This is a genomic window from Oharaeibacter diazotrophicus, assembly GCF_004362745.1.
Taxonomy (GTDB): Bacteria; Pseudomonadota; Alphaproteobacteria; order Rhizobiales; family Pleomorphomonadaceae; genus Oharaeibacter; species Oharaeibacter diazotrophicus.
The window spans coordinates 370,789-394,847 of record NZ_SNXY01000008.1 but is presented as its reverse complement, the minus strand read 5'-3'; the positions used below and the strand labels follow the sequence as shown (position 1 = coordinate 394,847).

The following is a 24,059-nucleotide window of genomic DNA, read 5'->3' as shown; positions in this document are numbered from 1 at the left end:
TCGGTAACGGCGTTTTACGAAGTAACGGGGGGACTAGGTCGGATCCTCCGTATCACCGTTACGCTTGTCGATGTCGAAGTACCCGAAGGTGCACATCCTGCTTGCCTCCCGGACCATCTCGTCGAAGCGGTGCTCGATGCCGCGCTCGGTCAGCTCCGGATGACGGTCGACGAGGTATGCCGTGACCAGATCTTCGAGTTCATTCCGTTTGGCCTTCGCCTTCGGGCTTTTGCCCGACAGCAGGATCCGAAAGGTCGCGATCGCGACCATGTTGGCGGTGGGGATGCCATCCGCCCTTTGCTTCTCGCGGTATCGCCTCTGCTTGCTGGCTGCGACCGACGGCTCCAATCGCTTGCGCATCCTCGTCCCTCCTCAGGTCTGGCGAACAGGGCCAGCCTGCCGGCTGGCCCCGCAAGGATCACCGATCGGGATCAGGCTGCTTGGGCGTCGTCGCCGGGACCTACTCTTGGCTCTTCCGTCTTGCTCGGGTTCGTATTCGGGGTGCCTTCACGCCGTGCCTGCGCTAGGCGCCTCCGCTTTGCCGAGAAATCCTTCGGCAGCGTATTGCAGATCATGAAATCCTCGGACCCTTGGTCCAGAATCGCATCCAGCGGCGGTTCGCTGTCGGATTCGGCGCCGATCGCCCAACGCACCATCGGCAACACGGTACCGGTGATCCATTCGGCGCCGGCATGCTTCGGCCACCGCTCGAGGCTGCTGAGCTGCGCGAGGACGATCCGGAGAGCCTGCAGTTCGGGAATGAGGACGGTCACGCGATCGTAGTACTGGAGACCATTGAAGCTGTCTTGCGGGACCATGCGGGTCAGGAAGCCTTCGAAGATCCGGCAGGCCGTCCTGGCCGGGAGCGCGACGGACTTGGCGAGGTCCGGCTTTCGAATGCGGACGGCACCGTTGCGACCGGTCTGGAGGCCTGCGACGAGTACCTTCGCAAGTTCCTCGAGAGGCGGCAGGAAGGCGGCGAGATTGTCGTCCGCGGCCTTTCGCGCGGCCGCCTTCAGGAACGCAAGGCGTTCCGCCCTCAGGTCACCTTCCGGCTGGGCTGATCCGAAGTCAGCCATGACTTTCTTGGAGAAGGCCGCGGTCGACGGAACGCCCTCCGCCGAGAATGCCGCGTAGCATTCCTCGACGTACTCGTCGGGCTTCGTCACAAGGTGCCTCAGATGCGTGGACGTCACGCCGAGGGTGGCCCAGCGATCCACCTGATCACCGAACCGCGCCGTCAAGTTGATCAGGTTGAGGGCTTGCTTGCCGGAAAGGCGTGCCCACTTCCGAACCACCTTCGCAAATTCCGCTCCGTCCGCGCAGGATGCCTGAAGCGTGTTGAGGACATGCCCCCGCTCCATGTCCGTGTGGAGGTCCCGACCGTTGAGCTTCATCAGCTTGGCGATGCAGTCCTCGACGACCGTCGGATCGGAGGCACGCTGCGGGAGATCAGGCAACACACGCGTCTTCGGAGGGCGTCCGCGCTTCCGGGCGGAGGACTTGGTCGGAGTGGCCGGAGACTCTTTGGCGGCTTCGTCGGACGGATCTGGTGCGCCGGGCAGGCGCTCATCGGCCGGGCCGGGCGTGAGGTCCTCGGTAGCGGCCGACGAAGCAGCGGCGGCATCGGACGACGGCGGGAGATCCTGATCGTCCGGGGTGTCGTCTTCGATTTCGAAGGGAGCGGTCTGGGCGGCTTCGTCTGGCAGGACGATGGCGCCGTCTTCGACGGCTTCTGCCAGATCCGGCAAGCCTCCTGCCGGGAGGGTGGACTCATCGCTGAGAGCTTCCGGAGCCGCAGGGGCATCCTTGAAGGGGGCGTCGATCTCAGTGGCGACGTCGAGGGAAGCGGTCGAAGGAGTCGGGGTCAGGTTTTCCATGTTCGGGTTGCACTCAAGTTGGGCACCGTCCTTGCGGCTGGGTGCCTTGAGTTGCGCAATACCAGGACAAATTGCGCGACGCCACGGACTTCAGCGGATGTAGTTGAGGGGTAGCTACGATTGATGTCGCGTGTTTTCTTCAAATAATGTTCAATTTAGCGAGGGATGTGTTTCGAACTGGGCCTCGATACGCCTGTTATTCCCAGGGACTGAGGGCGAATCGAAACTCCAAAAGAATACCGCACCTGTTCAGACTAATGATTCGGCGGCGTGGACTAAGGAATCGCAACACCTGACGATGGAATCGCTAGTCGCGCTATCTGAATCCGATGTCCCGAGTTCTGAATCGCCTTTACGCAACTCATGTCACATTGAGTCAGGTTGCGCTCGCTCGAAGGCATAACGGCGTTTGTGCCTGAATCGCCTGCCCGGATCTTCGAATCGCTTGTTCATATCTTTGAATCGGTCGCGCGGACCTTCGAATCGGATGTACGCAACTCAACTCACGTCGGCTCGGCGTGCCAGGAATGTGTCCTGACCTGCGCGCACGTTTGAAAAGCGTCTCGGCAACCCTTGTCAGGTTGCCTGCACGTTGGTTTAGCTGACCCGCACGTTAGTCCCAGCTGGCCGCACCTTGGCTTGCGGTGCCCGGAACTCGTTTCCCCGTTTGCACAAGCAGCTTTGCCGTCCGCCGATGGTGTCTTGGCTCAGTTCCCGTCCGTCCCCTCGATGAGGCGCCGGCCAAGCTGTTCCGACGGTCCGGAGATGCCGGTGCCGGACATTCCGTCGAACTGGAAGATGATGCCCGCCGCTTCGAGTGCCTCCTTCAGATCCCGCAACGTCCGGTCATAGGGCACCCTGTTGCCGAGCTCGAACTCGGCAATGGTCCTCTTTGCGACCTTGGACCTGTCCGCCAGATCCTGCTGGCTCCAGCCGAGCCAAGCCCTGGCGGCGCGTATTTGCCTTGCGGTAACCATAAGTATGATCTCAGCTGGTCAGGGCGGGCATTTTGATGCAATGTTGCCTCGTCACGAACGATGATAGGAGGCATCATCAATGCAGGCTAACTTCACCCACTCCAAGCGCGACCGCAAGTCTGCTTCGAGCTCGCCCGCCATTCCGGCGGTGGTCGAAATGTCGCCCAGTCAGGGCGACGGCACCCGCGCCGTGCTCCCGCCGGCGCTCGCCGAGGCGACGGACGCGGCGGTCGCCGAGGCCTTCGCCCGCAGCTACACGCCGGACCCGCTGATCCCGGAGGCCGTCGCCTCGATCCGCAGCCCGCTCGACAGCGTGCTGCGGCGTCACGGCCTCCTGATCGAGAGTGCCATCGCGACGGCGCTGGAATTGAGCGGGGGCGTCGACGTGCTGGTCCAGGTGGCCGTGCCGATCTCGCAGGCCGCACTCGACCTCTGCGTCGCGAATGCGCCGGACAAGACGGCGGCGCTCACCCTCCCGGTCGGAAGCGCCGTCGTGAAGACCGCCATCCTCGACATCGTCGCTTACTACCCCGAGACGGGGCGGCTCGTGGCGGCGTCGGTCAAGAGAGGCGGTGGGGCCCAGGGCGGCTCGGCCGCCCGCCAGGATCGGCTCGATCTCCGGGCGGCGGGGATGATCCTCCGCGGGATGCTGACCAGCGCCGGCCGTACCGTCAGCTCCGTGGAGGTGATCACGATCGATTACTACGGGCGGTCCGGTATCATCAGCGGGCATGTGGTCGAGGGCACGGCGCTCGATGCCTTCTTTGGCGCGCTGATCACGCCCATCGTGGAGGCGATGACGGAGCGGATGGCGAGCGCGGTCTCGAAGCGGGTGCAGGAGCGGCTCGCCGCGCTGATGCCGCCCACGCCGAAGCCGATGGCGACGCAGGCCCGCGAAACGGTCGCCGGGGCCACGCCGGTCCCCGGGGAGTCGATCGTGGTGCCGATGAGGCCCGCCGCGCCGCTCCCCACGCTGGCCGAGTGCCTCTCGTCCCTGCCGCTGCGCCCTCAAGGGCGGCGCATGAGCGCCGTCGGCGCCTGATCGGGCACCCGGGCTCCGATCCGCGCGCCCGCTGAGCTGCGAGCCGCCGCTCGGAGCCGTCGCTCGCACGCGCAGGACGGGATCCCGCGGGCGCTGATCGCCACCCGCTGGTTACCGCCTGCCGTCCACCTCTGATCGCCATCAAACCCGGACCGTTCGTTGCCCTGCCGCGCCCTGCGTCGGTGGGAACGACGGAGCCTTGCCGACTGCGGCCCGGGATGGCGTGCGGCGATCCACCTCGGACATTGGCCGACGTCCGGGACCTCACCTCCCGATCGGGTCATTTCCGCCAAGTCCGGCCCCAGCCGGATCAGCATCCCCATTCCTACTGCCCTCTCCGTCCCTTCTGCCCTCCACTTCTGACCTGGAGCCCCCCATGTTCCTCATCGACCCCGGCAAGCCGCTGCCGGCCGCAGACCTTGCCGCCGCGGCCACCACGCTCCGTGCCCTCGCCGCCGACATGGATCGGCTCGCGGGCGGCACGTACCCCACCAAGACCGACCTCGACGCGGCGCCGATCCTCGACCGCTACCAGCCGAACGCCATCTTGGCACCGGTTCTCTGTGGGGCGGTCACCGGCCACCCGATCCTCACCGGTACCGGGCGCCTCATCACGACCTCGCCCGTCTACCTGCTCGACCCCGTGACGGGCTGGGCTCGGACCTACTCCCGCCTTTACCGCCTCGGCCGCCCCGCGAGCGACGCGGGGCAGCACGGCTGAACGCCGGGAAGGGGATCTGATCATGGCCATCGACTTCAAGCGCTACGACAGGCACTCCGCACGGCCGGGCGACCGGACCAGCCGGATCTACAAGCGCGCGGTCAAGGCGCGGCGGCGGGCCGAGAAGGCCTTCGCGCCGTCCCTGGGCGGACCGGTGGCCGACGCGCTGGTCCATGCCGTGATCCGCCGCGCGCTCCGTCCGGTCGCCGACGTCTGGCGGGATCTGCCCGTTGTCGTCGCCCTCGATCTGCCCGAGGGCATCGCCGTCGAGCAAGTAACGACCGCTTTCGATCGGATCGACGCCGGCATGCCGTCGCCGGACGGCACAGGCCTCCGCAGCACGACCGCGGTGATCTCGGCCGAGGCCTTCCGGACCAAGACCCGCAAGAGCGGACCGAGTTCCCTGCGTCGCGAGATCCTACGGGACATCCGTGGCCATCGCCGCGTCGTGCTCGCAATCGAGGCAGGGCTCGCCATTCCGCAGGATGTCGTGCCGCTGCTCGACCATCGCATCGCGATCACCGGACCGACGCCGGCGCAGGTCGAGCGTCTCGTCCGCTATCGCCTCGGGATCACGCTGCCGCCCGACACCATCACCGCGCTCGCCAGTCTTCCGCTCGGTGACCTCGGCCTGATCCTGCGCGCGGGGGCGAATCTCAGGCAGATCGAGCTGCGGCTCGCCCGGCACCTCTCGGGGCGTGAAGTGCGGCAGGTGTCGGCGCAGGTCACCACACCGACGCTTCAGGAACTCCCCGGCATGGGCGCCGCGACCGACTGGGGCTTCGACCTCGCGCAGGACCTTCGCGATTGGGCGGCCGATCGTTTGCCTTGGCGTGACGTCGATCGTGGGATCCTCCTCCATGGCCTGCCCGGCACGGGCAAGACGACCTTCGCCCGGGCGCTCGCCACCACATGTGGCGTTCCGCTGATCGCCGGCTCGCTTGCCCGCTGGCAGGCGGCCGGCCATCTGGGCGACCTTCTCGCGGCCATGCGGGAGGCCTTCGGCCAGGCGATGGAAAAGGCTCCCGCGATCCTCTTCATCGACGAACTCGACAGCGTCGGGGATCGTGCGGCGTTCTCCGGACACAACGCGGGCTACCAGACCGAGGTGGTCAACGGTCTGCTCGAATGCCTGGACGGCGTGGAGGGCCGCGAGGGCGTGGTCGTGGTCGGGGCCTGCAACTACCCGCACCTGATCGACCCGGGCGTCCTGCGCTCCGGTCGCCTCGATCGCAGCATCGAGATCCCGCTCCCGGACGGCCCCGCGAGAACGGCGATCCTGCGGTTCCACCTCGGCGGTGCTTTGGCGGCTGATGACCTCGGCAATGTGGCGCACCGAAGTGAGGGCTGGACGGGTGCCGACCTCGAGCGCCTCGTCCGCGACGCACGCCGGCTCGCGCGGAAAGCTCGTAGGCCGCTCCGGCTGGCCGACCTCGATGCCTGCTTGCCCGCTCTGCACAGGCCGACGGAGGAGGAGGTCCGTCGCATGGCGATCCACGAGACTGGCCATGCCGTGGTTGCGACCATCCTCGGCTGGCGACCCGTCGAGAAGGCCTGGATCGTGCGGGAGCTCGTCGCCAGAGAGAACGGCGCTCAGTCACCGGCCGGTGGCGTGACGCGCTTGCGGCCCGGGACACAGGTCCTCCAGACCGACGCCGATCGGGAGGCGGAGCTCACGATCCTGCTGGCCGGGATGGCCGCCGAAGAGGTGATCCTGGGAAGCCGGTCGGAAGGGTCGGCAGGCGGACCCGGCTCGGACCTCTACCGCGCGACCGTCATGGCGGCCCGCGTCGAGCTACAGTTGGGCTTCGGAGCCTCGCCGATCCACCTGCCAGGCCGGACCGACGAGGATCTCCTCAAGCGCATCGCGGACACGCCCGATCTGCGTGGACGGGTGGAGCGGCGGCTCGGCGAGCGGTACGCCGTTGCCAAGGCGATCATCGAAGAGCGCACCGCCGCGGTATTGGAGATCGCCGCGGAGCTGGCGGAGCGGTCGAGCGTCACGGGTGAATGGATCACCGATGTGATCGAGCGGCACGATCGAAGCAGGACGGTCGACCGCGGCCGGACTTGCCTGGCTTCGTAGGTTCGATGCGCCTGTCGGCACGCCCCACCGGCAGCCGAGAGGTGGAACGACTCCCAGGAACGGAGAACGGCAGCCCGCACAGTGGGCTGCCGTTCAGACCTAGCCCAGACGGTTCGGCGAATGAGCCTCAACGAGCACGGAGGCTTCTCGTCAGATCCGCCGCAGATCGGAGATCAGCGATCCCGCGAGCGCAGCGACCTCGCAGGGGCACGGCAGCCGACTCCAGCATGCAGACGAGCAGGCCGAGCTTGATGCTGAAATCGTCGATGGTGCTCGCCGGGCAGATCGCCACGCGCCCGAGCGCCCGCATCTCCTCCCGCAGCACGACGGCGAGTTCGTCGTCGGTCATCGCCTCCGCGTACTCGAACCCGACCGAGCGAGTCGCAAGAAAGCGCGCGTAAGCCGAACGGAGCGACTCCGGTTCCTGGCCGCGCGGCACCTTGGCGCCGCCTTCGGAAACGCGGTAGTCCTCGTGAGCCGGTTCGAAGCCGGCGGAATCATGGATCGTCATGTCGAACTCCTGCCCAATCAGGCGTTTGGCTGGCGTAGGCCGTCGTCGGTGTCGCAAGCACCGGCGGCGGCCGCCTCGTCCGGGGGATCCGGACCGAGGTCACCCTGGCAGGATCCGATGAGCGAGCCCAGCTGAGAGCCGGTTGTCGGTTAAGGTTGTCCTGGCATGCCTTGGAGGCGGGCGGACGCGGGGCACCTTGAGCAGAACTCAAGTTCCGAAATGCACCAGGAGCGGCCCAGACTGGATTTCGGTTTACCGGGATCCTGACGGCGGCTCGCGAACCGGCGATCGACGCGGGCTGCCTGGGGGAAGTCTACCGCGGCGCGGCTGTCTCCGAGAAGAACCGCATCATCTCCGCGGACGCATCCGGCCCGTCCCGGTCGGTGTAGCTTCCCTCCGGCCGTCCGCCGGACCAGGCGTGACCGTGGCCTTCGAGGATCCAGTGTTCGGCGTGGGCTTGTCCTCCGGCGGTCCGATACACGATGCGCCTATAGGTACGGCCCGCGGCGGTCCGTCTCTCGTGGCGGTCGACCGACTGCGCACGATGCCGCGCGGTCCCGACGATGGCCTCGCCGTTCGCAGGACGGACGACCGTGTCCGCCGTGCCGTGGAAGACGATCAGCCGAGTCGGCGCCGTCGGTGCAGGCGGCGCAGGTCGGTTGGCGTGGCCTGCCATCGCGGCGAAGGCGGAGGACATGTCCGAGGCGGCGCCGGCAGGCAGGCCAGAGTGGATTCCAGCGGCCTTGAATACGTCTGGATAGGCTTCGGCGAGGATGGCCGCCATCGCGCCGCCGGCGGAGAGACCGGCCACGAAAACGGAGCCCGGCGGGACGTCGAACTCCGTCGCGACGGCACCCGCGAGCGCCGCCAGGAGAGCGGCCTCCCCGCCGCCACGCCGCTGGTCTGCTGCATTGAACCAGTTCCAGCAGTGCGAGGGATTGGCTGCCGCCGACTGAGCGGGATAGACGACGAGCATGCCCGTCGCGTCCGCCTGGGCGTTCATGCCCGTGCCGGTCGCGAAATCGTCGGGATCCTGCTTGCAGCCGTGCAGCATCATCACGAGACCGGACGGGCGCCGGCCTGCAGCTGCGGCGGGAATGTAGAGGCTATAGCTCCGGCTCCCGTGCTCGCAGTCGAACGACCGGGAGACATAGCGCGCGCCCTCCGGTACGGGCGGCGGACCGTTACGCTTGGAGAGAGGCGAGCCTGTCACCCGGCGGGCGGCCGCAAGGTCGCGGATCGTTTCAGCGAGCGGCCGGGTAAACCTCCTCTCTCGACGCCGAAACCCCGGATCCGACCCGCTCTCGCCCGTCGGCCGCGCCGCGGCGCCGGCGGGCGGACCGCGATCGACCCGCGTCGCCGTCAGGTCGAGGATCGTGGGGCCGGCGATCGGAGGGCCGTTCGGCCGCCCGGTCGGCTCGTCTTGCGCCGGCGGCATGGTCGAGCCGTTGAGTGCGGCCTGGATAGCCCTGGTCGCATCGACGGGTCTCCCGGCGCGCGTGAGAGTTGCGGCGCGCCGAAGCGCGTCGGTGATGGTCCGGTTCATGACGACGGTCCTTGTGGAACGGCTCAGCGGATTCGGTCTGCGATGGCCGAGCGGATTGCGGGAGGCGCCTGCAGGGCGCCGAGAACGGTGATCGAACCGATCGCCTGCGAAGCGAGATCGGGCGTGACGTCGGCGGCGAAACGAGCGAGGCCCACGACGCGGACGTGCAGCGGAGTTCCGCGGGCGAGCGCTGACTCCAGTTCGGCCCGCGAGATCTCGCGCAAGCCGAGGTCGAGCGTTCGTCGCGCCAGGGAGCGGTCGAGAGCATCACGGTGCGTCTCGAGCTGCTTGCGGATCGCGGTCCGGATGAAGTCCGACCGGTTGGAGTAGAAGCCTTCGCTTACGAGGAGGTCGACGCGGCCGAGATCGACGTAGCCGACGTTTACGGTGATCTTTTCCGTGTCGTCCGGCTTTTTCGCTGTCTCGGCCATCACGCCAACCTTCTGTTCACCATCCAGCTGGATGGTATGTGGCGTATGATCCATGTGTTGCAAGGGGCCGCGGCCCGGAATTCCAGACATCGTCTGCTCGCCCGGCAGAGCCGTAGGCGAACGGCGCTCAGCTTCGCCGCCCGCCTTTGGAGGTCGCCCAAATGATGACCGAAAGGCCGAGGGTTGCCGACAGGACCGAGGCACCGAGGATGCCAGCCTTGACCGCCTTCGCCAAATCCGGTCCGACGGCGAGATCGGCGATGAAGAGCGCCATGGTGAAGCCGATCCCCGTCAGCATCGCGCCCGCGGCAACCAGCGGCCATGAAAGGTCCGGCGGTCGCAGGCCGACTCCGAGCCTCACGACGAGGAAGCTGAAGACAAGGACGCCGACGGGCTTGCCCACGACGAACCCGACAACGATGGCGGACAGAAGTGCAGGATCATGGTCGGCGGCCTCGAGCGGTATCCCGGCATTGGCGAGAGCGAACAGAGGCAGCACGCCGAAGGCGACCCAGGGATGAAGCGCCGTCTCCAGCTGCTCGATCGGTGATAGGGCTTCACGGGTGGCTACCCCCGCCCGGTGGAGATCGGCACGCGCATCCTTGTCACCCGCCCAGTTCCTACCGGGCGGCTGCGCCACCACGCGATCGAGGATGGCGTGGAGGCGGACGTCGCTAACCCAGCTCCGTGCAGGGGTCATCAGCCCCAGGATCACGCCCGCCATCGTCGCATGGAGCCCTGACGCGTCGAGGGCCAACCAGATGCCGCCGCCGAGGGTGAAGTAGACCGGGAAGGGCCGGACGCCGAGCCGCGCGGCGACCGCAACGACGAGCAACCCTGTCCCTGCGAGAGCGAGCGCAATTGCGTTCAAGCTCTCGCCGTAGGCGATCGCGACCACGAGGATTGCGCCGATGTCGTCGACGATGGCAAGAGCGAGCAGGAAAAGACGGAGGCTCGTCGGGACGCGGTCTCGGAGGACAGCGAGGCAGCCGATCACGAAGGCGGTGTCGGTGGACATGACGACGCCCCAAGCGCCACCACCCGGTTCGCCGCCCGCAATCACGAGGAACATCGCGGCCGGCACGGCCATCCCGCCGACGGCGGCGGCGACCGGAAAAGCGGCGGCATGGGGATCACGGAGGTCGCCGAGGACCAACTCGCGTTTCAACTCCAGTGCAATGACGAAGAAGAAGAGCGTCATCAGCCCCTCGTTGACCCACTCCTTGAGCGACCTGCCATATTCGAGGCCGCCGGCGACGATCCCGACGTGCGTGTTCCAGAGTGCCTCATGGAGGTTCGCCAAAGGAGAGTTTGCCATGGCGATCGCAAGGAGCGTGGCAAGGAACAGCACGGCGCCGGCCATGGCTTCGATGCGCAGAAATCGCAAGAACGGTGCGGTCAGTCGATCGGCGGGCTCCTTCGGCAGTCGGGAGGCGGATGGCGGCATGGCGGCAGTCCTTCGCGGTTCGACTTCTCGAACCGCGGTCGGGACGAGAACGAATGCCCGTGCGGATCGGCACCTCAATCCGACAGGAAAACCTCGACGGTAAGGCCGAGATAGGAGCCGATCGGACCGATGTAGCTGCCCGTCACCGGCATGATGCGCCCCATGTCCCTGCCAACCGCCACCGGGACGAGATCGAAGCCGCCCATGGCCGAGTTGGTGGGATCGAAGGGGATCCAGCCTCCGCCCGGCAGGAAGACCTCCACCCAGGCGTGAGTCGAACGGAGCGGGCCTGGGCCGGCGTTACTGTCGCGGTAGTAGCCGGACACCAGCCGGGCCGCGAAGCCAAGCGACCGTACCGCCTCGGCGAAGAGGACAGCGAAGTCCCTGCAGGATCCTCGGCCGAGCGCCAGCGTCTCCCTCGCGGTCTGTGTCCCTTCCGGCTCCCGGGGTTCGTAGACAAATCCTTGCGCGATGCCAAAGTTGATGTCGCGCAGCAGCGACAGGGTGTCGGTCTCCGTGCCCGCGACGAAGTCGCGGGCCCACGCGTCCACTTCGCTGGAGGAGCCCGACGGATGGGAGCCAGTCAAGGCACCGAGGTCGCGTAGATCATCCGCGTCATATGCGAAGGGGTAGCGGATCGCCGAGTTTGCTATGTTGAAGACCGGCCAGGGCGGCGCGAGGAGATCCAGTTCGATCTCGCTCTCGATGACGAGCGTGTCCGCGGGCGTGGAGAAATTCGCCGTCGCGACGGCGTTCCCGAGGGCGTCCTCCGCCCAGACGACCGATGCCCTTGGCGAGATCGTGACGTCGCAGCGACGAACGTGCACCGCAAAGCCGTCCCGAGGCCTCAGGAGCAGGCGATGTGCGTTCAGCGCCACGGGCGTCGAATAGCGATAGGTGGTCCGATGCCGAATCTTCATGCGGCCGTCTCCAATGGGGTACTGAGCACCGCCGCATCGACCGGCAGTCGGGGCATCGCACCCTCCACCGGGCGCTCCGGCACTTGCCGCTCTGCCAATTCGCGGAACGAGATCAGGCGTCCCGCCGCCTCGTCCCAGAGAACCAGGCGCAGGCACCCAATGCCGTGGCCGAGGGTGAGCCGGTTGACCTCACTCAGTTCGGGATGGTCGCGCAGCACGTCGGGCAGCCGGTAGTAGGGGATCCCGCTCGACAGGTGGTGGACGTGGTGCAGCCCGATGTTGGCGCTGAACCAGCGGAGCGGCTGCGGCAGGTCGAGGTGGGAGCTTCCGCGGAGCGCCGCGTCGGGCGCGCTCCAGTCCGCCGCGGCGGCCCAGTAGGTCTCCTCGAACTGGTGCTGGACGTAGAACAGCCAGACGCCGGCCGTCGCCGCCAGGATGGCGATGGGAAGCTGGACGGCGAGGAGAGTCGTCGGCCCGACGAGCGCCATCCCGGCGGCAGCGAGGGTGACGATGCCGAGATTGGTCGCCATGACGCTCACCCATGGCGTCGCCCCGTAGCGGGCGAGCCCGCGGGGATAGCGGTGCTGGATCAGGAACAGGTAGGCGGGCCCGATCCCGAACATCACCAGGGGATGCCGGTAGAACCGGTACTTCAGCCGGCCCCAGCGGCCGCGGGCGAGATACTCGCGGACGGAAAGCGTATCGATGTCGCCGATCCCACGGGCATCGAGGTTTCCGACGCTCGCGTGATGGACCGCGTGGCTCCGGCGCCAGTAGTCGTAGGGCGTCTGGGTGAGCACGCCGAGCAGGCGGCCGGTCCAGTCATTGGCCTTCCGCCCGGGCAGGAAGGAGCCGTGGCCGCAGTCGTGTTGGATCATGAAGACGCGGACCAGAAGGCCCGCAGCGAGCGGAAGCAGCAAGCCGTAGAGCACGGGCCAGCCCATCTCCAGGGCCATGGCCATCAAAGCCCAGGTGACCGCGAAGGGGCCGAGCGTGACGAGGAGTTCGACGACGGCCCGCCGGCGGTCGGCCTTGCGGTAGGGCTTGAGCCGGCGCATCCAGGCGGCGACCGAGGGGCCGCCGGAGGCCACGGCCACCGCGAGGCGCGGTTCAGGTGGCGACATTCGGCAACCGACCCTTCCTGCCTGCCTTCGACGGGCCGGCTGTGCCGGTCTTCCGGCGCGTCTTCGGCGGGGCGGGGGGCAGGGCTTCGCGCCGGTTGGCCTCCTCCTCGTCGACCAGGATCAGGACGTCACGCGCCTGGTCCTTCTGCTTCGGTGTCCCCGACGCGCTGAGGCGCGTCGCGTTGGTGCGCAGCGTCTTCAGGGCGTCGGCGTCGAGGCCGGGAATCTTGTCGCGGATGTTCATCGGGGTTCCGGGAGACGGGAGGGGTTGGCGGGCGAATCCGAGGCGGAGTCCACCGGAAGCAGGCGATCGTGGACCTCGCGTCGTCGACGGTAATCGCGGTCGCTCTCGATGACGTAGCTACGCTCGGGGCCGTCGGACGCATCGTAGCGGACGATCGTATAGACGTCCGGAGAGCTTTCGAGACGGTGGGGACCGTGCAGAATTCGGACGGACTGCCCGACGGTGAAAGGCGCGCTGGTCGTGGACATGGCGATGGATCCTCTAAGGGGAAGGGTAGGGCTCCGCTGGCGGAGGGTCCGGTGGTGCCGTCCGCTCAGAGCGGGCGTACGCTACGCGGACCGCGTCGGGGCGCCGGCCCCGGCGGTGCGCACTCGAGCGTCAGACCGCCTGCAGATTGCGCGCCGCCATCTTGCCAGACTTGGCGTCCCGCTGAAGTTCGTAGCCGATCTTCTGCCCTTCGACGATGGTCTGCAGCCCCGCCTGCTCCACGGCCGAAATGTGCACGAAGGCGTCGGGCCCGCCCTCGTCCGGTTGGATGAAACCGAAGCCCTTGGTCGAGTCGAACCACTTCACCGTGCCTACGGTCATTTTGATCACTCCTCGGTTAACGAAACCCGGCTTCGACGTCATCCCCATGGATGGGCCGTGATTCTCGTAGAGGAGTGTTCGCGTGCGACTGTGGCCGAAAGTACGTTACGAACGTCCAATGCAAAAATACTCACTCCTATATGAGCCTCTTTTCATAAAATACAATGCTGTTGCCGCCTCCGATGGAGCGACGTCCCTTGGACCGCAGCGGATCACCCGGTTTTGCGGCGTTTTTCATCGATCAATCGTCGCCTTCCCGGCGCGAAACGGTGGCTCGATCCATCGGCGGCCGGTCGCTTCAAGAGATGGTCAGGCGACAGCAGGTACGTTAAACCGTGTTCAGAAGGGAAGATTCTGGGATATTTTTGAATGTCCTATTGTAATATCCAGGATCAGACCTACATTTCTCAGATCGATCGGATAGTACTGTCGTGTTCTGCGGTCACATTTCTGTCGCATGAACTTGGCAGCGCCGTGCCTTCGACGGGTTCATCAGCGAAGGACATAGGCCATGTCGAAATCCCAGAAGCGATCGAACAAAGAGATCCGCAAGCCGAAGGCGGTGAAGAGCGCGGCGACGCCGCCGGTCCTGCCGCTCGGTTCCAGTACGGCCCAGCTCCCCAAGAAGCGCAAGTGAGGCAGCCATGAACACGCGCAGCCGGGAGAGCCTGGTGACGTTCCGCAAGACGTTCTCGCTCCGCGGCTGGGACAAGGCGCTACCGCCCGGCACCTACCGAATCGTCATCGACGAAGCGGCGGTCCCGGACGTCACCTTTCTCGCCTACCGGCGGGTCGCGACGCGGATGCATCTTCCGGCGGTTGAGGCCGTCGCCGCCACCCATTGCGTGTTCGACGTGGACGCCGCGGATCTTGACCGAGCGTTGGCCGCCGACGCCGCCTGATCGCCGGGAAGACGGCGCCCATTGCCGTACCGAACCGCTCCGGGGCCGGCCCTGAATGCCCGGCGCCACCCTGAACGACCAATGGCCCATCGTCTCGTCCGGCCGCACGAGCCTCTGTGTGCCGGAAAGACCCGCGATGATCCTGCCCTTCCGTGACCTCCTCCAGCGCCCGTCTGACCCCTCGCCCTTCTCGGACACCGCCCCGATCCGAGCCGAACTGTTCGGGCTGGAGCGGCTGGAGCAGCATGCGGAGACGCTCGCCGCCGCCCAGACAGTTACTACCCGGCCGCGCCGGGTGCCGCCGCTGCGGGTGCGACTCGTCGACGATGCGGCCGTCCTCCTCGCCGCCTATCGCGCCAACGCCGTCGAGACGGAGAACCGCCGTGCCATCGTGCCGGCGGCGGAATGGCTGCTCGATAACTACCACCTCGTCGAAGCGCAGATCCGGGAGATCCGGGAGGACCTGTCGCCGGGCTTTTACCGCCAGCTTCCCAAGCTCGGCAGCGGCCCCTTCGCCGGTTATCCGAGGGTTTTCGGCCTCGCCTGGGCCTTCGTCGCCCACACCGACAGCTACGTCGACCGCGAGACGCTTCGCCGCTTCGTCCTCGCCTACCAGCGCGTCCAGCCGTTGGAGATCGGCGAACTCTGGGCACTGGCGATCACCCTGCGCATCGTCCTTGTCGAGAACCTCCGGCGATTGTCCGACCAGATGACCGGCGGGCGCCGCGAGCGCCGTGAGGCGGACGCCGCCGCCGACCGAATCCTGAAGGCGAGGGAGACGGCAGGGGGGGCCGCGTCGCATCTTCCGGCGACCCCGCCCGAGGGGCTTCCCGAACGCTACGCGGCGCAGCTCGTGAAGCGGCTGCGCGACGAAGATCCGAGCAGCACGCCGGCCGTCGGCTGGTTGGAACGCGCGCTGACCCGTCAGGGCAGCTCCATGGAGGACGTCGTCCACCGGGTCCAGCAGCGGCAGGGCGCGTCGAACGTCACTGTCCGCAACATCATCACGAGCATGCGGCTGATCGCGGACCTCGACTGGACCGAGCTAGTCGAGAGCGTCAGCCTCGTCGACGCCCGCCTCGCGGCGGCGAGCGGCTTCGCCGCGATGGACTTCCCGACGCGCAATCGCTACCGCAGCGCCGTCGAGCAGCTTGCGCGCGGATCTCACCTCTCCGAGACCGCGATCGCCGAGACGGCACTGGCCCTCGGCGAAGCCGCGGCGGCCGCCGCGCCTGACGACGACCGCGAGCGGATCCGCGACCCGGGCTACCACCTTTTGTCCGACGGCCGGCCCGCGCTGGAGCGGGCGATCGGCTTCCGTCCGACCCGCGGGCTCCTCGCAGGCCGCTTCGCGCGGCGGTCCGGCATCGGCGGCTATCTGGTCTCCAACCTCCTCGTCTCCGTCGCCATCGTCCTTGCGGGCCTCTCCGCGGTCGCGGGCGGCGACGGCTCGACCATGCCGCTCCTGCTGTTCGCCGCCGCCCTGCTGCTGCCCGCGAGCGACGCCGCCGCGACCATCGTCGACCGGCTCGTCAGCTGGAGCATCGGGCCGAATGTGCTGCCCGCCCTGGCGCTGACCGAGGGCGTGCCGGAGCGGCTCAGGACCCTCGTCGCCGTGCCGACCCTGATGACTGGCGAGGCGGAGCTGAAAGAGCAGATCGAGCGACTCGAGGTCCACCACCTCTCCGGGGCGGGCGGCGACGTCGTGTTCGCCCTCCTGGCCGACGGCGTCGACCACGGCGCCGCCGAGCGTCCAGAAGACGCGGCACTGCTCGCCATGGCGCGGGAGCGGATCGACCGCCTCAACCGGCGGCATGGCCCGGCGCCCTCTGGCGACCGCTTCCTCTTCCTGCATCGCCGCCGCGCCCTGAACGCGGGCGAGGGCACCTGGATGGGCTGGGAGCGGAAGCGCGGCAAGTTGCACGAGCTCAATCGCCTCCTCCGCGGGGCGACCGACACCAGCTTCGTTTCGGCGGCCGGGTCGCCGCCGCAGGTTCCCCGCTGCGTCCGCTACGTCGTCACCCTCGACGCCGACACGCGGCTGCCGCGCGACGTCGTCGGCCGGCTGGTCGGCAAGATGGCACACCCGCTCAACCGCCCCATCTTCGACGACGCGGGGCGGCGGGTCATAGGCGGCTACGGCATCCTGCAGCCGCGGGTCACCCCGGCCATGCCGCTCGGCACGGAAGGCTCGCTGTTCCAGCAGATCTATTCGGCGCCGGGCGGCATCGACCCCTATGCCTCGGCCGCCTCCGACGTCTACCAGGACCTCTTCGGCGAGGGCTCCTTCACCGGCAAGGGCATCTACGACGTCGACGTGTTCGAGGCGGCGCTGGCCGGGCGCGTCCCCGACAACGCGATGCTGAGCCACGACCTCTTCGAGGGGACCTTCGCCCGCGCCGGGCTCGCGTCCGACGTCGAGGTGGTCGAGGATTTCCCCGCCCGCTACGACGTGGCCGCCCGCCGCCAGCACCGCTGGATGCGCGGCGACTGGCAGCTCCTGCCCTGGATCCTTGGCCGCACCTGGGGCGCCGGGCCGCTGCCGGCCGTCGGCCGGGTCAAGATGCTGGACAACCTCCGCCGGTCGATCTCCGCGCCGCTCGCGCTGGCGGCACTCGGGTTCGGCTGGACCTTGCCAGTCCCCGTGGCCGCCACGCTGGTCGTGCTCGCCACGCTGGCGGTGCCGATCCTGCTGCCGGTAGTCGTCTCCGTGCTTCCCTTGCGGCCCGGCGTGCGGCCAAGCAGCCATCTCGCCCGCCTCGGCCGCGACCTCCGCTTGGCCTCGGCGCGCTGCGGCCTCGACCTGGTCTTCCTGCCCGACCGCGCCGCACTCGGCCTCGACGCGGCGGTCCGGACCCTCGTCCGCGTCGTCGCCACCCGCCGCCACCTCCTCGAGTGGACGACGGCGGCCGCCTCGTCCGCAGCTCCGCGCTCGACGATCGGCGGCTTCGCCCGCCGGATGGCCCCCGGCATGCTGCTCGGCCTCGGCGTCTCCGCCGCCGCCGTCGCGGCGGCGCCGACCAACTGGCCGCTCGCGCTCGCTTTCGCCCTCGTCTGGCTGGCCTCGCCGGCGGTGGCCCTGGCGATCAGCCGTCCGCGGGCGGGTCGTCCGGTCGCCGCGCCGGCGACGGCCGCCGAGGCGCGGGCGCTGAGGCTGATCGCCCGGCGGACCTGGCGCTATTTCGAGACCTTCGTGACGCCGGCCGAGTCGATGCTGCCGCCAGACAATTTCCAGGAGACGCCGGCGCCGGTCGTCGCCCACCGGACCTCGCCGACGAACATCGGCCTCTATCTCCTGTCCGCCGTGGCGGCACGCGACTTCGGCTGGTCCGGCCTCGCCGAGACCGCCGCGCGCCTTGAGGCGACTTTCGCGTCGATGCGGCGGATGCGCCGCTTCAAGGGTCACTTTTTCAACTGGTACGAGACGCGCGACCTCCGCGTCCTCGAACCGGCCTACGTCTCCAGCGTCGACAGCGGCAATCTCGCCGGCCACCTGATCGCCGTCGCCAACGCCTGCGCGGGCTGGAGCCGGGCAGAGGACGCGCCCGACACCCGGGCCGGCATGGCGGACGCCCTCGCCCTCGCCCGCGAGGCGCTGGCCGAGGCGGGCGGCACGCCCGCCGCCCGGTCGCAGCTCGACGGCCTCCTCGACGAGATCGACGAGCGGCTCGGCGATCCGATGCCCTTCGACGCGCTCGCGCCGGGGCTCGGCCGGCTGATTGATCGGGCGGCCCGCGCCGCCGCCGACCTCCATTCGCCCGACCCCGCCGGCGACCGGTCGGACATCGGCTTCTGGCTCGGCGCCCTCGACCGACTCGTCCGCGAGGACCTCGCGGACCGACGCGCCTCGGCCGACGAGCGGGCCGCCCTTTCCATGCATCTCGCGGCGCTGGCCGAGGAGGCCCGTCGCTTCGCGACGGCGATGGACTTCGCCTTCCTGCTTGATCGCGACCGTACGCTTCTCTCGATCGGCCATTCGCTGGCCGACAACGACCTCGACCGCAACTGCTACGACCTGATCGCCTCGGAGGCGAGGCTGGCAAGCTTCTTCGCCATCGCCAAGGGCGACCTGCCGACCCGCCACTGGTTCCGTCTCGGCCGGTCGCGGACGCCGCTCGGGCGGGACTCCGCGCTCGTCTCCTGGTCGGGCTCGATGTTCGAGTACCTGATGCCGGCCCTGGTGATGCGGGCGCCGGCCGACTCCCTCCTCGAACACACCAGCCGGCTGGTGGTGGCCCGCCAGCGGGACTACGCCGGGCGCCTCGGCATCCCCTGGGGCGTGTCCGAATCCGCCTTCAGTGCCCGCGACATCGAGCTGACCTACCAGTATTCGAACTTCGGCGTGCCCGGCCTCGGACTGAAGCGGGGCCTAGCGGACGACGTCGTCATCGCCCCGTATGCGACGGGGCTCGCCGCGATGGTCGATCCCGCCGGTGCGCTCGCCAACTATCGCCGGCTGGAGACGCTCGGCGCGAAGGCCCGCTACGGCTTCATCGAGGCGCTCGACTTCACGCCGGCCCGGCTGCCGGTCGGCAAGGACGTGGTGCTGGTTCGCAACTTCATGGCCCACCACCAGGGCATGACGATCGTCGCGATCGCCAACGCGCTGCAGGACGGGCGAATGCGCGAGCGGTTCCACCGCGAGCCGATGATCCAGGCGAGCGAGCTGCTGCTGCACGAGCGGATGCCCGCCGACGCGACGGCGCAGCCGCCGCGGGCCGAGGACGTCAAGGCGTCCATGGAGATGCCCGGCACCGAGGCGTCCGTGCTCCGCCGCCACACCTTGCCGCTGGCAGGACCGCCCGTCACCCACGTCCTGTCGAACGGCAGCTACTCGGTGATGCTGACGGCCGCCGGCGCCGGCTACAGCCGCTGGCGCGAACTCGCCGTCACCCGCTTCCGGGAGGACGCCACCCGCGAGGACGGCGGTGCACGCATCATGCTCCGCGACACCGCGAGCGGCGAGGTCTGGTCGGCCGTCGACCGCGCTGGCCCCGGCGCGGCCGACGCCGCCGCGGTGGAGTTCCGCGAGGACCAGGTCGCCTTCACCGGCCGACGGGGATCGCTGACCACCACGCTCGAGGTCATCGTCTCCGGCGAGACCGACGCGGAGGTCCGCCGGGTGTCGGTCGCCAACGCCGGTCGTCGGCCGCGCGAGATCGAGCTGACCACCTATGTGGAGCTGGCGCTGATCGCGCCCGCCGCCGACGCCGCCCACCCCGCCTTCGCCAAGATGTTCGTCGAGACCGAGCACCTCGCCGCCTTCGGCGCGCTGGTCGCCACCCGCCGGCGCCGCGCGCCCGACGAGACGCCGATCTGGGCTGCGCATTTCGCCGTCGTGGAGGGTGAGATCACCGCGGAGCCCAGCTTCGAGACGGACAGGGCGCGCTTCCACGCCGGCGCCCGCTCGTTCGAGGCGGCTTCGACGATCCGCTTGGGCGCGCCGCTCTCCGGCACCACCGGCACCGTGCTCGACCCGATTTTCGCGATTCGCCGGCGCGTCCTGGTGCCGCCCGGTCGCGCCGTCCGGATCGCCGTCTGGACGCTGGTCGCTCCTACCCGGGAGGCTCTACTTGACCTCGTCGACACGCACCACGAGCGCAACGCCTGCGACCGGGCGAAGACCCTCGCCTGGACTCAGGCCCAGGTGGAGCTCCGGCACCTCGGCGTCACCCCGGCCGAGGCGGCCGACTTCCAGCGCCTCGCGGCGCCGCTGATCTACGCCGACCGCCGCTTCCGCGTCGCCCCCGAGGCGCTGCTCCGCGGGCTCGGCCCCCAGAGCGGCCTCTGGCCGCTCGCCCTGTCGGGCGACCGCCCGCTCGTCGTGCTCCGGATCGACGACGTCCAGGACATCGCACAGGTGCGGCAGCTGCTGCGCGCTGCCGAATACTGGCGTTCGAAGCAGCTCAACGTCGACGTCGTCATCCTGAACGAGCGGACGAGCTCTTACGTCCAGGACCTCCAGAGCGCGATCGACATGGAGCTCCGCAAGAGCCAAGCCCGCCCCGGCCTCGGCGAGGGATCAGCGCGCCAGTCGGTCACCGTGCTCCGCGCCGACCAGACGTCGGCGGACGCGCGCGCCCTGCTCTTGTCGGCGGCGCGCCTCGTCCTCTCGGCCCGGCTCGGGTCGATCGCCGATCATCTCGCCCGGCTGGCCCCGCCCGTTCCGGCCCGACCCGCCGACCTCGTCCGCACGCCGCCCCCCGCCCGGGCCGTTCCGGCGGACGCCGCGGCGGCTGTGACGGGTGACCTCGCCTTCTTCAACGGTCTCGGCGGCTTCGCGGCAGACGGCCGCGAATACGTGACGGTCCTCGGCCACGGCCGCCGCACCCCGGCGCCCTGGATCAACGTCGTCGCCAATCCCGACTTCGGCTTCCAGGTCTCGGCGGAGGGCGCCGGCTACACCTGGGCGGACAGCAGCCGTGAGAACCAGCTCACCCAATGGTCCAACGACCCGGTGCTCGATCCGTCGGGCGAAGGCATCGTCGTCCGTGACGAGGCGACCGGCGCCCTCGTTGCGCCGACCGCCCACGTGGTGCGTGACGACGGCGTCTACGTTGCCCGGCACGGCTTCGGCTACAGCCGCTTCGAGCACGCGGCCGACGGCCTCGCCCTGGAGCTGACCCAGTTCGTGCCCCTCGACCGCCCGGCAAAGCTCTCCTGGCTCAGGATCCGCAACACCACCGCGGCGCCGCGCCGCCTGACTGTCACCGGTTACGTGGAATGGGTGCTCGGAACGTCCCGCGGCGCGTCCGCCCCCTTCGTCACCACCTGGCTGGACGCGGCCACCGGCGCCATGATGGCCCGCAATCCCTGGAGCATGGCCTTCGGCGAGCGGGTCGCCTTCGCCGACCTCGGCGGCCGGCAGACCGCCTGGACGGGCGACCGCACAGAGCTCCTCGGCCGCGGCAGTCCCCTGCGACCGGCGGCAATCGAGGGGTCCAATTCGCTGTCCGGTGCGACGGGCGCGGGGCTCGACCCTTGTTCGGCGCTGCAGACCGTGGTCGACGTCGCGCCCGGCGAGACGGTCGACCTCACCTTCGTCATCGGCCAGGCCGTCTCGGCCGACGCCGCCCGCACCCTCGTGCGCGACCTCCGGTCGACCGATCCGGCGGCACTGCTCGCCGAGGTCCGCGCCCACTGGAAGGGGATCCTCGGCGCCGTCCAGGTCCGCACCCCGGACCCGGCCATGAACGTGATGCTGAACGGCTGGCTGCTCTATCAGACGCTCGCCTGCCGGATCACCGCCCGCTCGGCCTTCTATCAGGCGAGCGGGGCCTACGGCTTCCGCGACCAGCTCCAGGACACCATGGCGTTGACCCTCGTCCGGCCCGAAGAGACGCGCCGCCACCTCCTCCGGGTGGCCGCGCGCCAGTTCCCTGCTGGCGACGTCCAGCACTGGTGGCTGCCGCAGACCGGCCAGGGGGTGCGCACGCGGATCTCCGACGACCGGGTCTGGCTCGGCCACGCCACCGCCGCCTACGTCCTCGCCACCGGCGATAAGGGCGTCCTTGACGAGGCGGTGCCCTTCCTCGACGGCCCGGAACTCAGGCCGGGCGAGCACGACGCCTTCTTTCTCCCCACCGTCACCACCGAGACGGCGACGCTGCTCGAACACTGCGTCCGCGGCATCGACGAATGCATCGCCCTCAGCGGCAGGCACGGTCTGCCGCTGATCGGCACCGGCGATTGGAACGACGGCATGAACCGGGTCGGCGCCGATGGCAGCGGCGAGAGCGTCTGGCTGGGCTGGATGCTGGTCGGGACCATCGGGATGCTCGCCCCCCTCCTGGAGGAACGCGACCCAGCTCGCGCGGCCCGCTGGCGCGCCCACGCCGATGCGGTGACGGCGGCGATCGAGGCCCATGCGTGGGATGGGGCGTGGTATCGCCGCGCCACCTTCGACGACGGCAGCTGGCTGGGTGCCGCCGGCGCCGAGGCCTGCCGCATCGATTCCATCGCCCAGTCCTGGGCGGTCCTGTCGGACGCCGGCGATCCTGTCCGCGCCCGGACGGCCATGGACTCGGTGGAGCGCGAGCTGATCCGTCCCGGCGCCGGCCTCGCTCTCCTGTTCACGCCGCCCTTCGACGGCGACGGCGGCCGGGATCCCGGCTACATCGCCGGCTATCCGCCGGGCCTCCGGGAGAACGGCGGCCAGTACAGCCACGCCGCGATGTGGGTGGTGCTCGCCTTCGCCCGCCTGGGCGACGGAGACCGCGCGGCGGCGCTCTTCGCGCTGCTCAACCCGATCAACCACGCCTCGACCCCGGACGCGGCGGACCGCTACAAGGTCGAGCCCTACGTTGTGGCGGCGGACGTCTACTCGGTCGCCCCGCACGTCGGGCGCGGCGGGTGGACCTGGTACACGGGTGCGGCCGGCTGGATGTACCGCGCGGGGCTCGAGGGCATCCTCGGCATCCGCCGGGAGGGCGACGACCTCGTCGTCGACCCCGCCATCCCTGCCGTCTGGGACCGTTTTGAGGTCGACCTCCGTCTCGGCGCCACCCGCTACGCGCTGGCCTTCGAGCGCGTCCCGACCGCGGAGGCGGGCGCACCGATCGTCGCCATCCCCGCCGGTGGTCTCCGGCTGCCGCTCGACGGTGGCCACCATGAGGTCCGCCTCGCGATCGGCGATAAGGTCGGCGGCGCCGCGCGGACCGATCCGGGTCTCCATCGCCCGAACGCGATCGCCGGCAGCGGCGTCGACGCGAAGTCGGGCCGTCTTGACGTGTGAGAGGAGCACGACTGCTCTTGAGCGCGCATCTACGCATGCGGGCGGCTGGACGGTGCCGTTTTCCAGTTCACCTACGCCCCGACCTGCCTGGTGCCGTCCGTCCTCCTCGCCCCGCCCGGACCGAAGGCGACGCGGATCGGCGGGACCTGGGCCAACCTGCCACCCGCCTTGGTCTACCGGATCGAACGGGACCGACGGTCTCGCCGGCCCGCCGCGCCGGAACCGCCGCAGCAGTGACGTCGTGAGCAAGTGGACGACCCGGGACATGACCTCCCTCGCCGAGCGGAACGCCCTCGTCACTGGGACGGGCGGACTGGGGCTCGAGATCGCCTTCGCCCTCGCTGCCGCGGGGGCCCACCGTGATCGTCGCTGGCCGCAGCTCGAAAAAAGTGCCGCCGCGGTCGCCGCGGTCCGAGCGAAAGTGCCCGGAGCCCGCGTTCGCTTTGGGCGCGTGGATCATCGAAGCAGTCTCCGCTGTGGGACGTTGGCGTCCTCGGTCGGAGGTGCCCTTTGGCGCCTGCCGGTCTGCAATCCATGCCGCCGCGTCCGACTTCCTTCCGCGATCGTCCACCGCCTCAGCCCGGCCGGCCGCTGGTCGACGTGGATGTTTCCCGGCTTCGCCGCCGTCGGACGACGGCGCAAGCCCGACCCGAAAGAGGCGCACCCGCGAGACCAAGAACTGGGTGACCGCAGAAATCGTCTCTGGCCTGGCAGCGCTACAAACCGCTGCTCCACTGAGGCAGATCAAGCAGCGATGATCGCGGTCCCTTGAGGCTCCCGCAGCGAGACCGGACATATGCACGAAGCTTACCGACGCAAGCAAGGAGTAGAAAATAAGGGGGCTCCACGCTGCGATGTATCGTGCTATGTACAGTTCGAAGTATCACTGACACACCGAGCGGCAGG

18 protein-coding genes are annotated in these 24,059 nt (G+C 69.1%); 6 read left to right on the top strand and 12 right to left on the bottom strand.

The window, feature by feature from the left end; genetic code table 11:
- Positions 1 to 33 precede the first annotated feature (33 nt).
- The 3 genes from EDD54_RS14150 to EDD54_RS14140 form a co-directional block, all read right to left on the bottom strand.
- Positions 34 to 360, bottom strand: coding sequence for a hypothetical protein (locus EDD54_RS14150; RefSeq protein WP_126540228.1), 327 nt, complete (start codon positions 358 to 360; stop codon positions 34 to 36).
- Positions 361 to 431: 71 nt separating this feature from the next.
- Positions 432 to 1,880 carry a hypothetical protein gene (locus tag EDD54_RS14145; RefSeq protein ID WP_126540226.1) on the bottom strand — a complete coding sequence of 483 codons (1,449 nt, stop codon included), beginning with the start codon at positions 1,878 to 1,880 and terminating at the stop codon, positions 432 to 434.
- A 707-nt stretch (positions 1,881 to 2,587) separates the two neighbouring features.
- Positions 2,588 to 2,857 (bottom strand): helix-turn-helix domain-containing protein, encoded by a 270-nt coding sequence (locus EDD54_RS14140; protein WP_126540224.1) that lies wholly within the window; start codon positions 2,855 to 2,857, stop codon positions 2,588 to 2,590.
- A gap of 79 nt (positions 2,858 to 2,936) precedes the next feature.
- On the opposite strand from EDD54_RS14140, the gene EDD54_RS14135 reads away from it, so the two are divergent.
- The 3 genes from EDD54_RS14135 to EDD54_RS14125 all read left to right on the top strand — a co-directional run bounded on the left by EDD54_RS14135 (position 2,937) and on the right by EDD54_RS14125 (position 6,706).
- A complete protein-coding gene (locus tag EDD54_RS14135) occupies positions 2,937 to 3,899 on the top strand; it encodes a hypothetical protein (RefSeq protein WP_126540222.1) in 963 nt (320 codons plus the stop codon).
- Positions 3,900 to 4,275: 376 nt separating this feature from the next.
- Positions 4,276 to 4,620, top strand: coding sequence for a DUF6634 family protein (locus EDD54_RS14130; protein ID WP_126540220.1), 345 nt, complete (start codon positions 4,276 to 4,278; stop codon positions 4,618 to 4,620).
- 22 nt (positions 4,621 to 4,642) lie between these two features.
- Positions 4,643 to 6,706 (top strand): AAA family ATPase, encoded by a 2,064-nt coding sequence (locus EDD54_RS14125; RefSeq protein ID WP_126540218.1) that lies wholly within the window; start codon positions 4,643 to 4,645, stop codon positions 6,704 to 6,706.
- A 127-nt stretch (positions 6,707 to 6,833) separates the two neighbouring features.
- Here the strand turns inward: EDD54_RS14125 and EDD54_RS14120 are convergent, their stop codons facing one another.
- From EDD54_RS14120 to EDD54_RS14085, 9 genes are all read right to left on the bottom strand, one after another.
- Positions 6,834 to 7,217 (bottom strand): hypothetical protein, encoded by a 384-nt coding sequence (locus EDD54_RS14120; protein WP_126540216.1) that lies wholly within the window; start codon positions 7,215 to 7,217, stop codon positions 6,834 to 6,836.
- Between the two features lie 313 nt (positions 7,218 to 7,530).
- A complete protein-coding gene (locus EDD54_RS14115; RefSeq protein ID WP_126540214.1) occupies positions 7,531 to 8,763 on the bottom strand; it encodes an extracellular catalytic domain type 1 short-chain-length polyhydroxyalkanoate depolymerase in 1,233 nt (410 codons plus the stop codon).
- 23 nt (positions 8,764 to 8,786) lie between these two features.
- Positions 8,787 to 9,194, bottom strand: coding sequence for a CopG family transcriptional regulator (locus EDD54_RS14110; protein WP_126541861.1), 408 nt, complete (start codon positions 9,192 to 9,194; stop codon positions 8,787 to 8,789).
- 127 nt (positions 9,195 to 9,321) lie between these two features.
- On the bottom strand, positions 9,322 to 10,641 hold the full coding sequence (gene nhaA / locus EDD54_RS14105; RefSeq protein ID WP_126540212.1) for a Na+/H+ antiporter NhaA: 1,320 nt from the start codon (positions 10,639 to 10,641) through the stop codon (positions 9,322 to 9,324).
- Positions 10,642 to 10,715: 74 nt separating this feature from the next.
- On the bottom strand, positions 10,716 to 11,561 hold the full coding sequence (locus EDD54_RS14100) for a transglutaminase family protein (RefSeq protein ID WP_126540210.1): 846 nt from the start codon (positions 11,559 to 11,561) through the stop codon (positions 10,716 to 10,718).
- Entirely contained in the window at positions 11,558 to 12,685 is a 1,128-nt protein-coding gene (locus tag EDD54_RS14095) for a fatty acid desaturase (protein WP_126540208.1), read from the bottom strand. Before EDD54_RS14095 ends, EDD54_RS14100 begins: the two co-directional genes overlap by 4 nt.
- A complete protein-coding gene (locus tag EDD54_RS14090; RefSeq protein ID WP_126540206.1) occupies positions 12,672 to 12,929 on the bottom strand; it encodes a hypothetical protein in 258 nt (85 codons plus the stop codon). Before EDD54_RS14090 ends, EDD54_RS14095 begins: the two co-directional genes overlap by 14 nt.
- A complete protein-coding gene (locus EDD54_RS23030) occupies positions 12,926 to 13,177 on the bottom strand; it encodes a hypothetical protein (RefSeq protein ID WP_166653454.1) in 252 nt (83 codons plus the stop codon). The genes EDD54_RS14090 and EDD54_RS23030 overlap by 4 nt, the downstream gene beginning before the upstream one ends.
- Positions 13,178 to 13,307: 130 nt before the next feature.
- Positions 13,308 to 13,517, bottom strand: coding sequence for a cold-shock protein (locus EDD54_RS14085; protein ID WP_126540204.1), 210 nt, complete (start codon positions 13,515 to 13,517; stop codon positions 13,308 to 13,310).
- A 511-nt stretch (positions 13,518 to 14,028) separates the two neighbouring features.
- Between EDD54_RS14085 and EDD54_RS23670 the strand changes: the two genes are divergently transcribed.
- The 3 genes from EDD54_RS23670 (at position 14,029) to EDD54_RS14075 (ending at position 23,153) form a co-directional block, all read left to right on the top strand.
- Positions 14,029 to 14,154 carry a hypothetical protein gene (locus EDD54_RS23670; RefSeq protein WP_281010177.1) on the top strand — a complete coding sequence of 42 codons (126 nt, stop codon included), beginning with the start codon at positions 14,029 to 14,031 and terminating at the stop codon, positions 14,152 to 14,154.
- A 7-nt stretch (positions 14,155 to 14,161) separates the two neighbouring features.
- Positions 14,162 to 14,419, top strand: coding sequence for a hypothetical protein (locus EDD54_RS14080; RefSeq protein ID WP_126540203.1), 258 nt, complete (start codon positions 14,162 to 14,164; stop codon positions 14,417 to 14,419).
- A gap of 136 nt (positions 14,420 to 14,555) precedes the next feature.
- The gene (locus tag EDD54_RS14075) at positions 14,556 to 23,153 is read left to right on the top strand and encodes a glycoside hydrolase family 94 protein (protein WP_126540202.1); all 8,598 of its coding nucleotides are present in this window, start codon (positions 14,556 to 14,558) and stop codon (positions 23,151 to 23,153) included.
- Positions 23,154 to 24,059: the final 906 nt, after the last annotated feature.

What these genes read in the sequence shown, in the direction of transcription:
- EDD54_RS14150 (WP_126540228.1), bottom strand. Translation starts at nt 360, where the DNA reads ATGCGCAAGCGATTGGAGCCGTCGGTCGCAGCCAGCAAGCAGAGGCGA.
- EDD54_RS14145 (WP_126540226.1), bottom strand. Translation starts at nt 1,880, where the DNA reads ATGGAAAACCTGACCCCGACTCCTTCGACCGCTTCCCTCGACGTCGCC.
- EDD54_RS14140 (WP_126540224.1), bottom strand. Translation starts at nt 2,857, where the DNA reads ATGGTTACCGCAAGGCAAATACGCGCCGCCAGGGCTTGGCTCGGCTGG.
- EDD54_RS14135 (WP_126540222.1), top strand. Translation starts at nt 2,937, where the DNA reads ATGCAGGCTAACTTCACCCACTCCAAGCGCGACCGCAAGTCTGCTTCG.
- EDD54_RS14130 (WP_126540220.1), top strand. Translation starts at nt 4,276, where the DNA reads ATGTTCCTCATCGACCCCGGCAAGCCGCTGCCGGCCGCAGACCTTGCC.
- EDD54_RS14125 (WP_126540218.1), top strand. Translation starts at nt 4,643, where the DNA reads ATGGCCATCGACTTCAAGCGCTACGACAGGCACTCCGCACGGCCGGGC.
- EDD54_RS14120 (WP_126540216.1), bottom strand. Translation starts at nt 7,217, where the DNA reads ATGACGATCCATGATTCCGCCGGCTTCGAACCGGCTCACGAGGACTAC.
- EDD54_RS14115 (WP_126540214.1), bottom strand. Translation starts at nt 8,763, where the DNA reads ATGAACCGGACCATCACCGACGCGCTTCGGCGCGCCGCAACTCTCACG.
- EDD54_RS14110 (WP_126541861.1), bottom strand. Translation starts at nt 9,194, where the DNA reads ATGGCCGAGACAGCGAAAAAGCCGGACGACACGGAAAAGATCACCGTA.
- nhaA (WP_126540212.1), bottom strand. Translation starts at nt 10,641, where the DNA reads ATGCCGCCATCCGCCTCCCGACTGCCGAAGGAGCCCGCCGATCGACTG.
- EDD54_RS14100 (WP_126540210.1), bottom strand. Translation starts at nt 11,561, where the DNA reads ATGAAGATTCGGCATCGGACCACCTATCGCTATTCGACGCCCGTGGCG.
- EDD54_RS14095 (WP_126540208.1), bottom strand. Translation starts at nt 12,685, where the DNA reads ATGTCGCCACCTGAACCGCGCCTCGCGGTGGCCGTGGCCTCCGGCGGC.
- EDD54_RS14090 (WP_126540206.1), bottom strand. Translation starts at nt 12,929, where the DNA reads ATGAACATCCGCGACAAGATTCCCGGCCTCGACGCCGACGCCCTGAAG.
- EDD54_RS23030 (WP_166653454.1), bottom strand. Translation starts at nt 13,177, where the DNA reads ATGTCCACGACCAGCGCGCCTTTCACCGTCGGGCAGTCCGTCCGAATT.
- EDD54_RS14085 (WP_126540204.1), bottom strand. Translation starts at nt 13,517, where the DNA reads ATGACCGTAGGCACGGTGAAGTGGTTCGACTCGACCAAGGGCTTCGGT.
- EDD54_RS23670 (WP_281010177.1), top strand. Translation starts at nt 14,029, where the DNA reads ATGTCGAAATCCCAGAAGCGATCGAACAAAGAGATCCGCAAGCCGAAG.
- EDD54_RS14080 (WP_126540203.1), top strand. Translation starts at nt 14,162, where the DNA reads ATGAACACGCGCAGCCGGGAGAGCCTGGTGACGTTCCGCAAGACGTTC.
- EDD54_RS14075 (WP_126540202.1), top strand. Translation starts at nt 14,556, where the DNA reads ATGATCCTGCCCTTCCGTGACCTCCTCCAGCGCCCGTCTGACCCCTCG.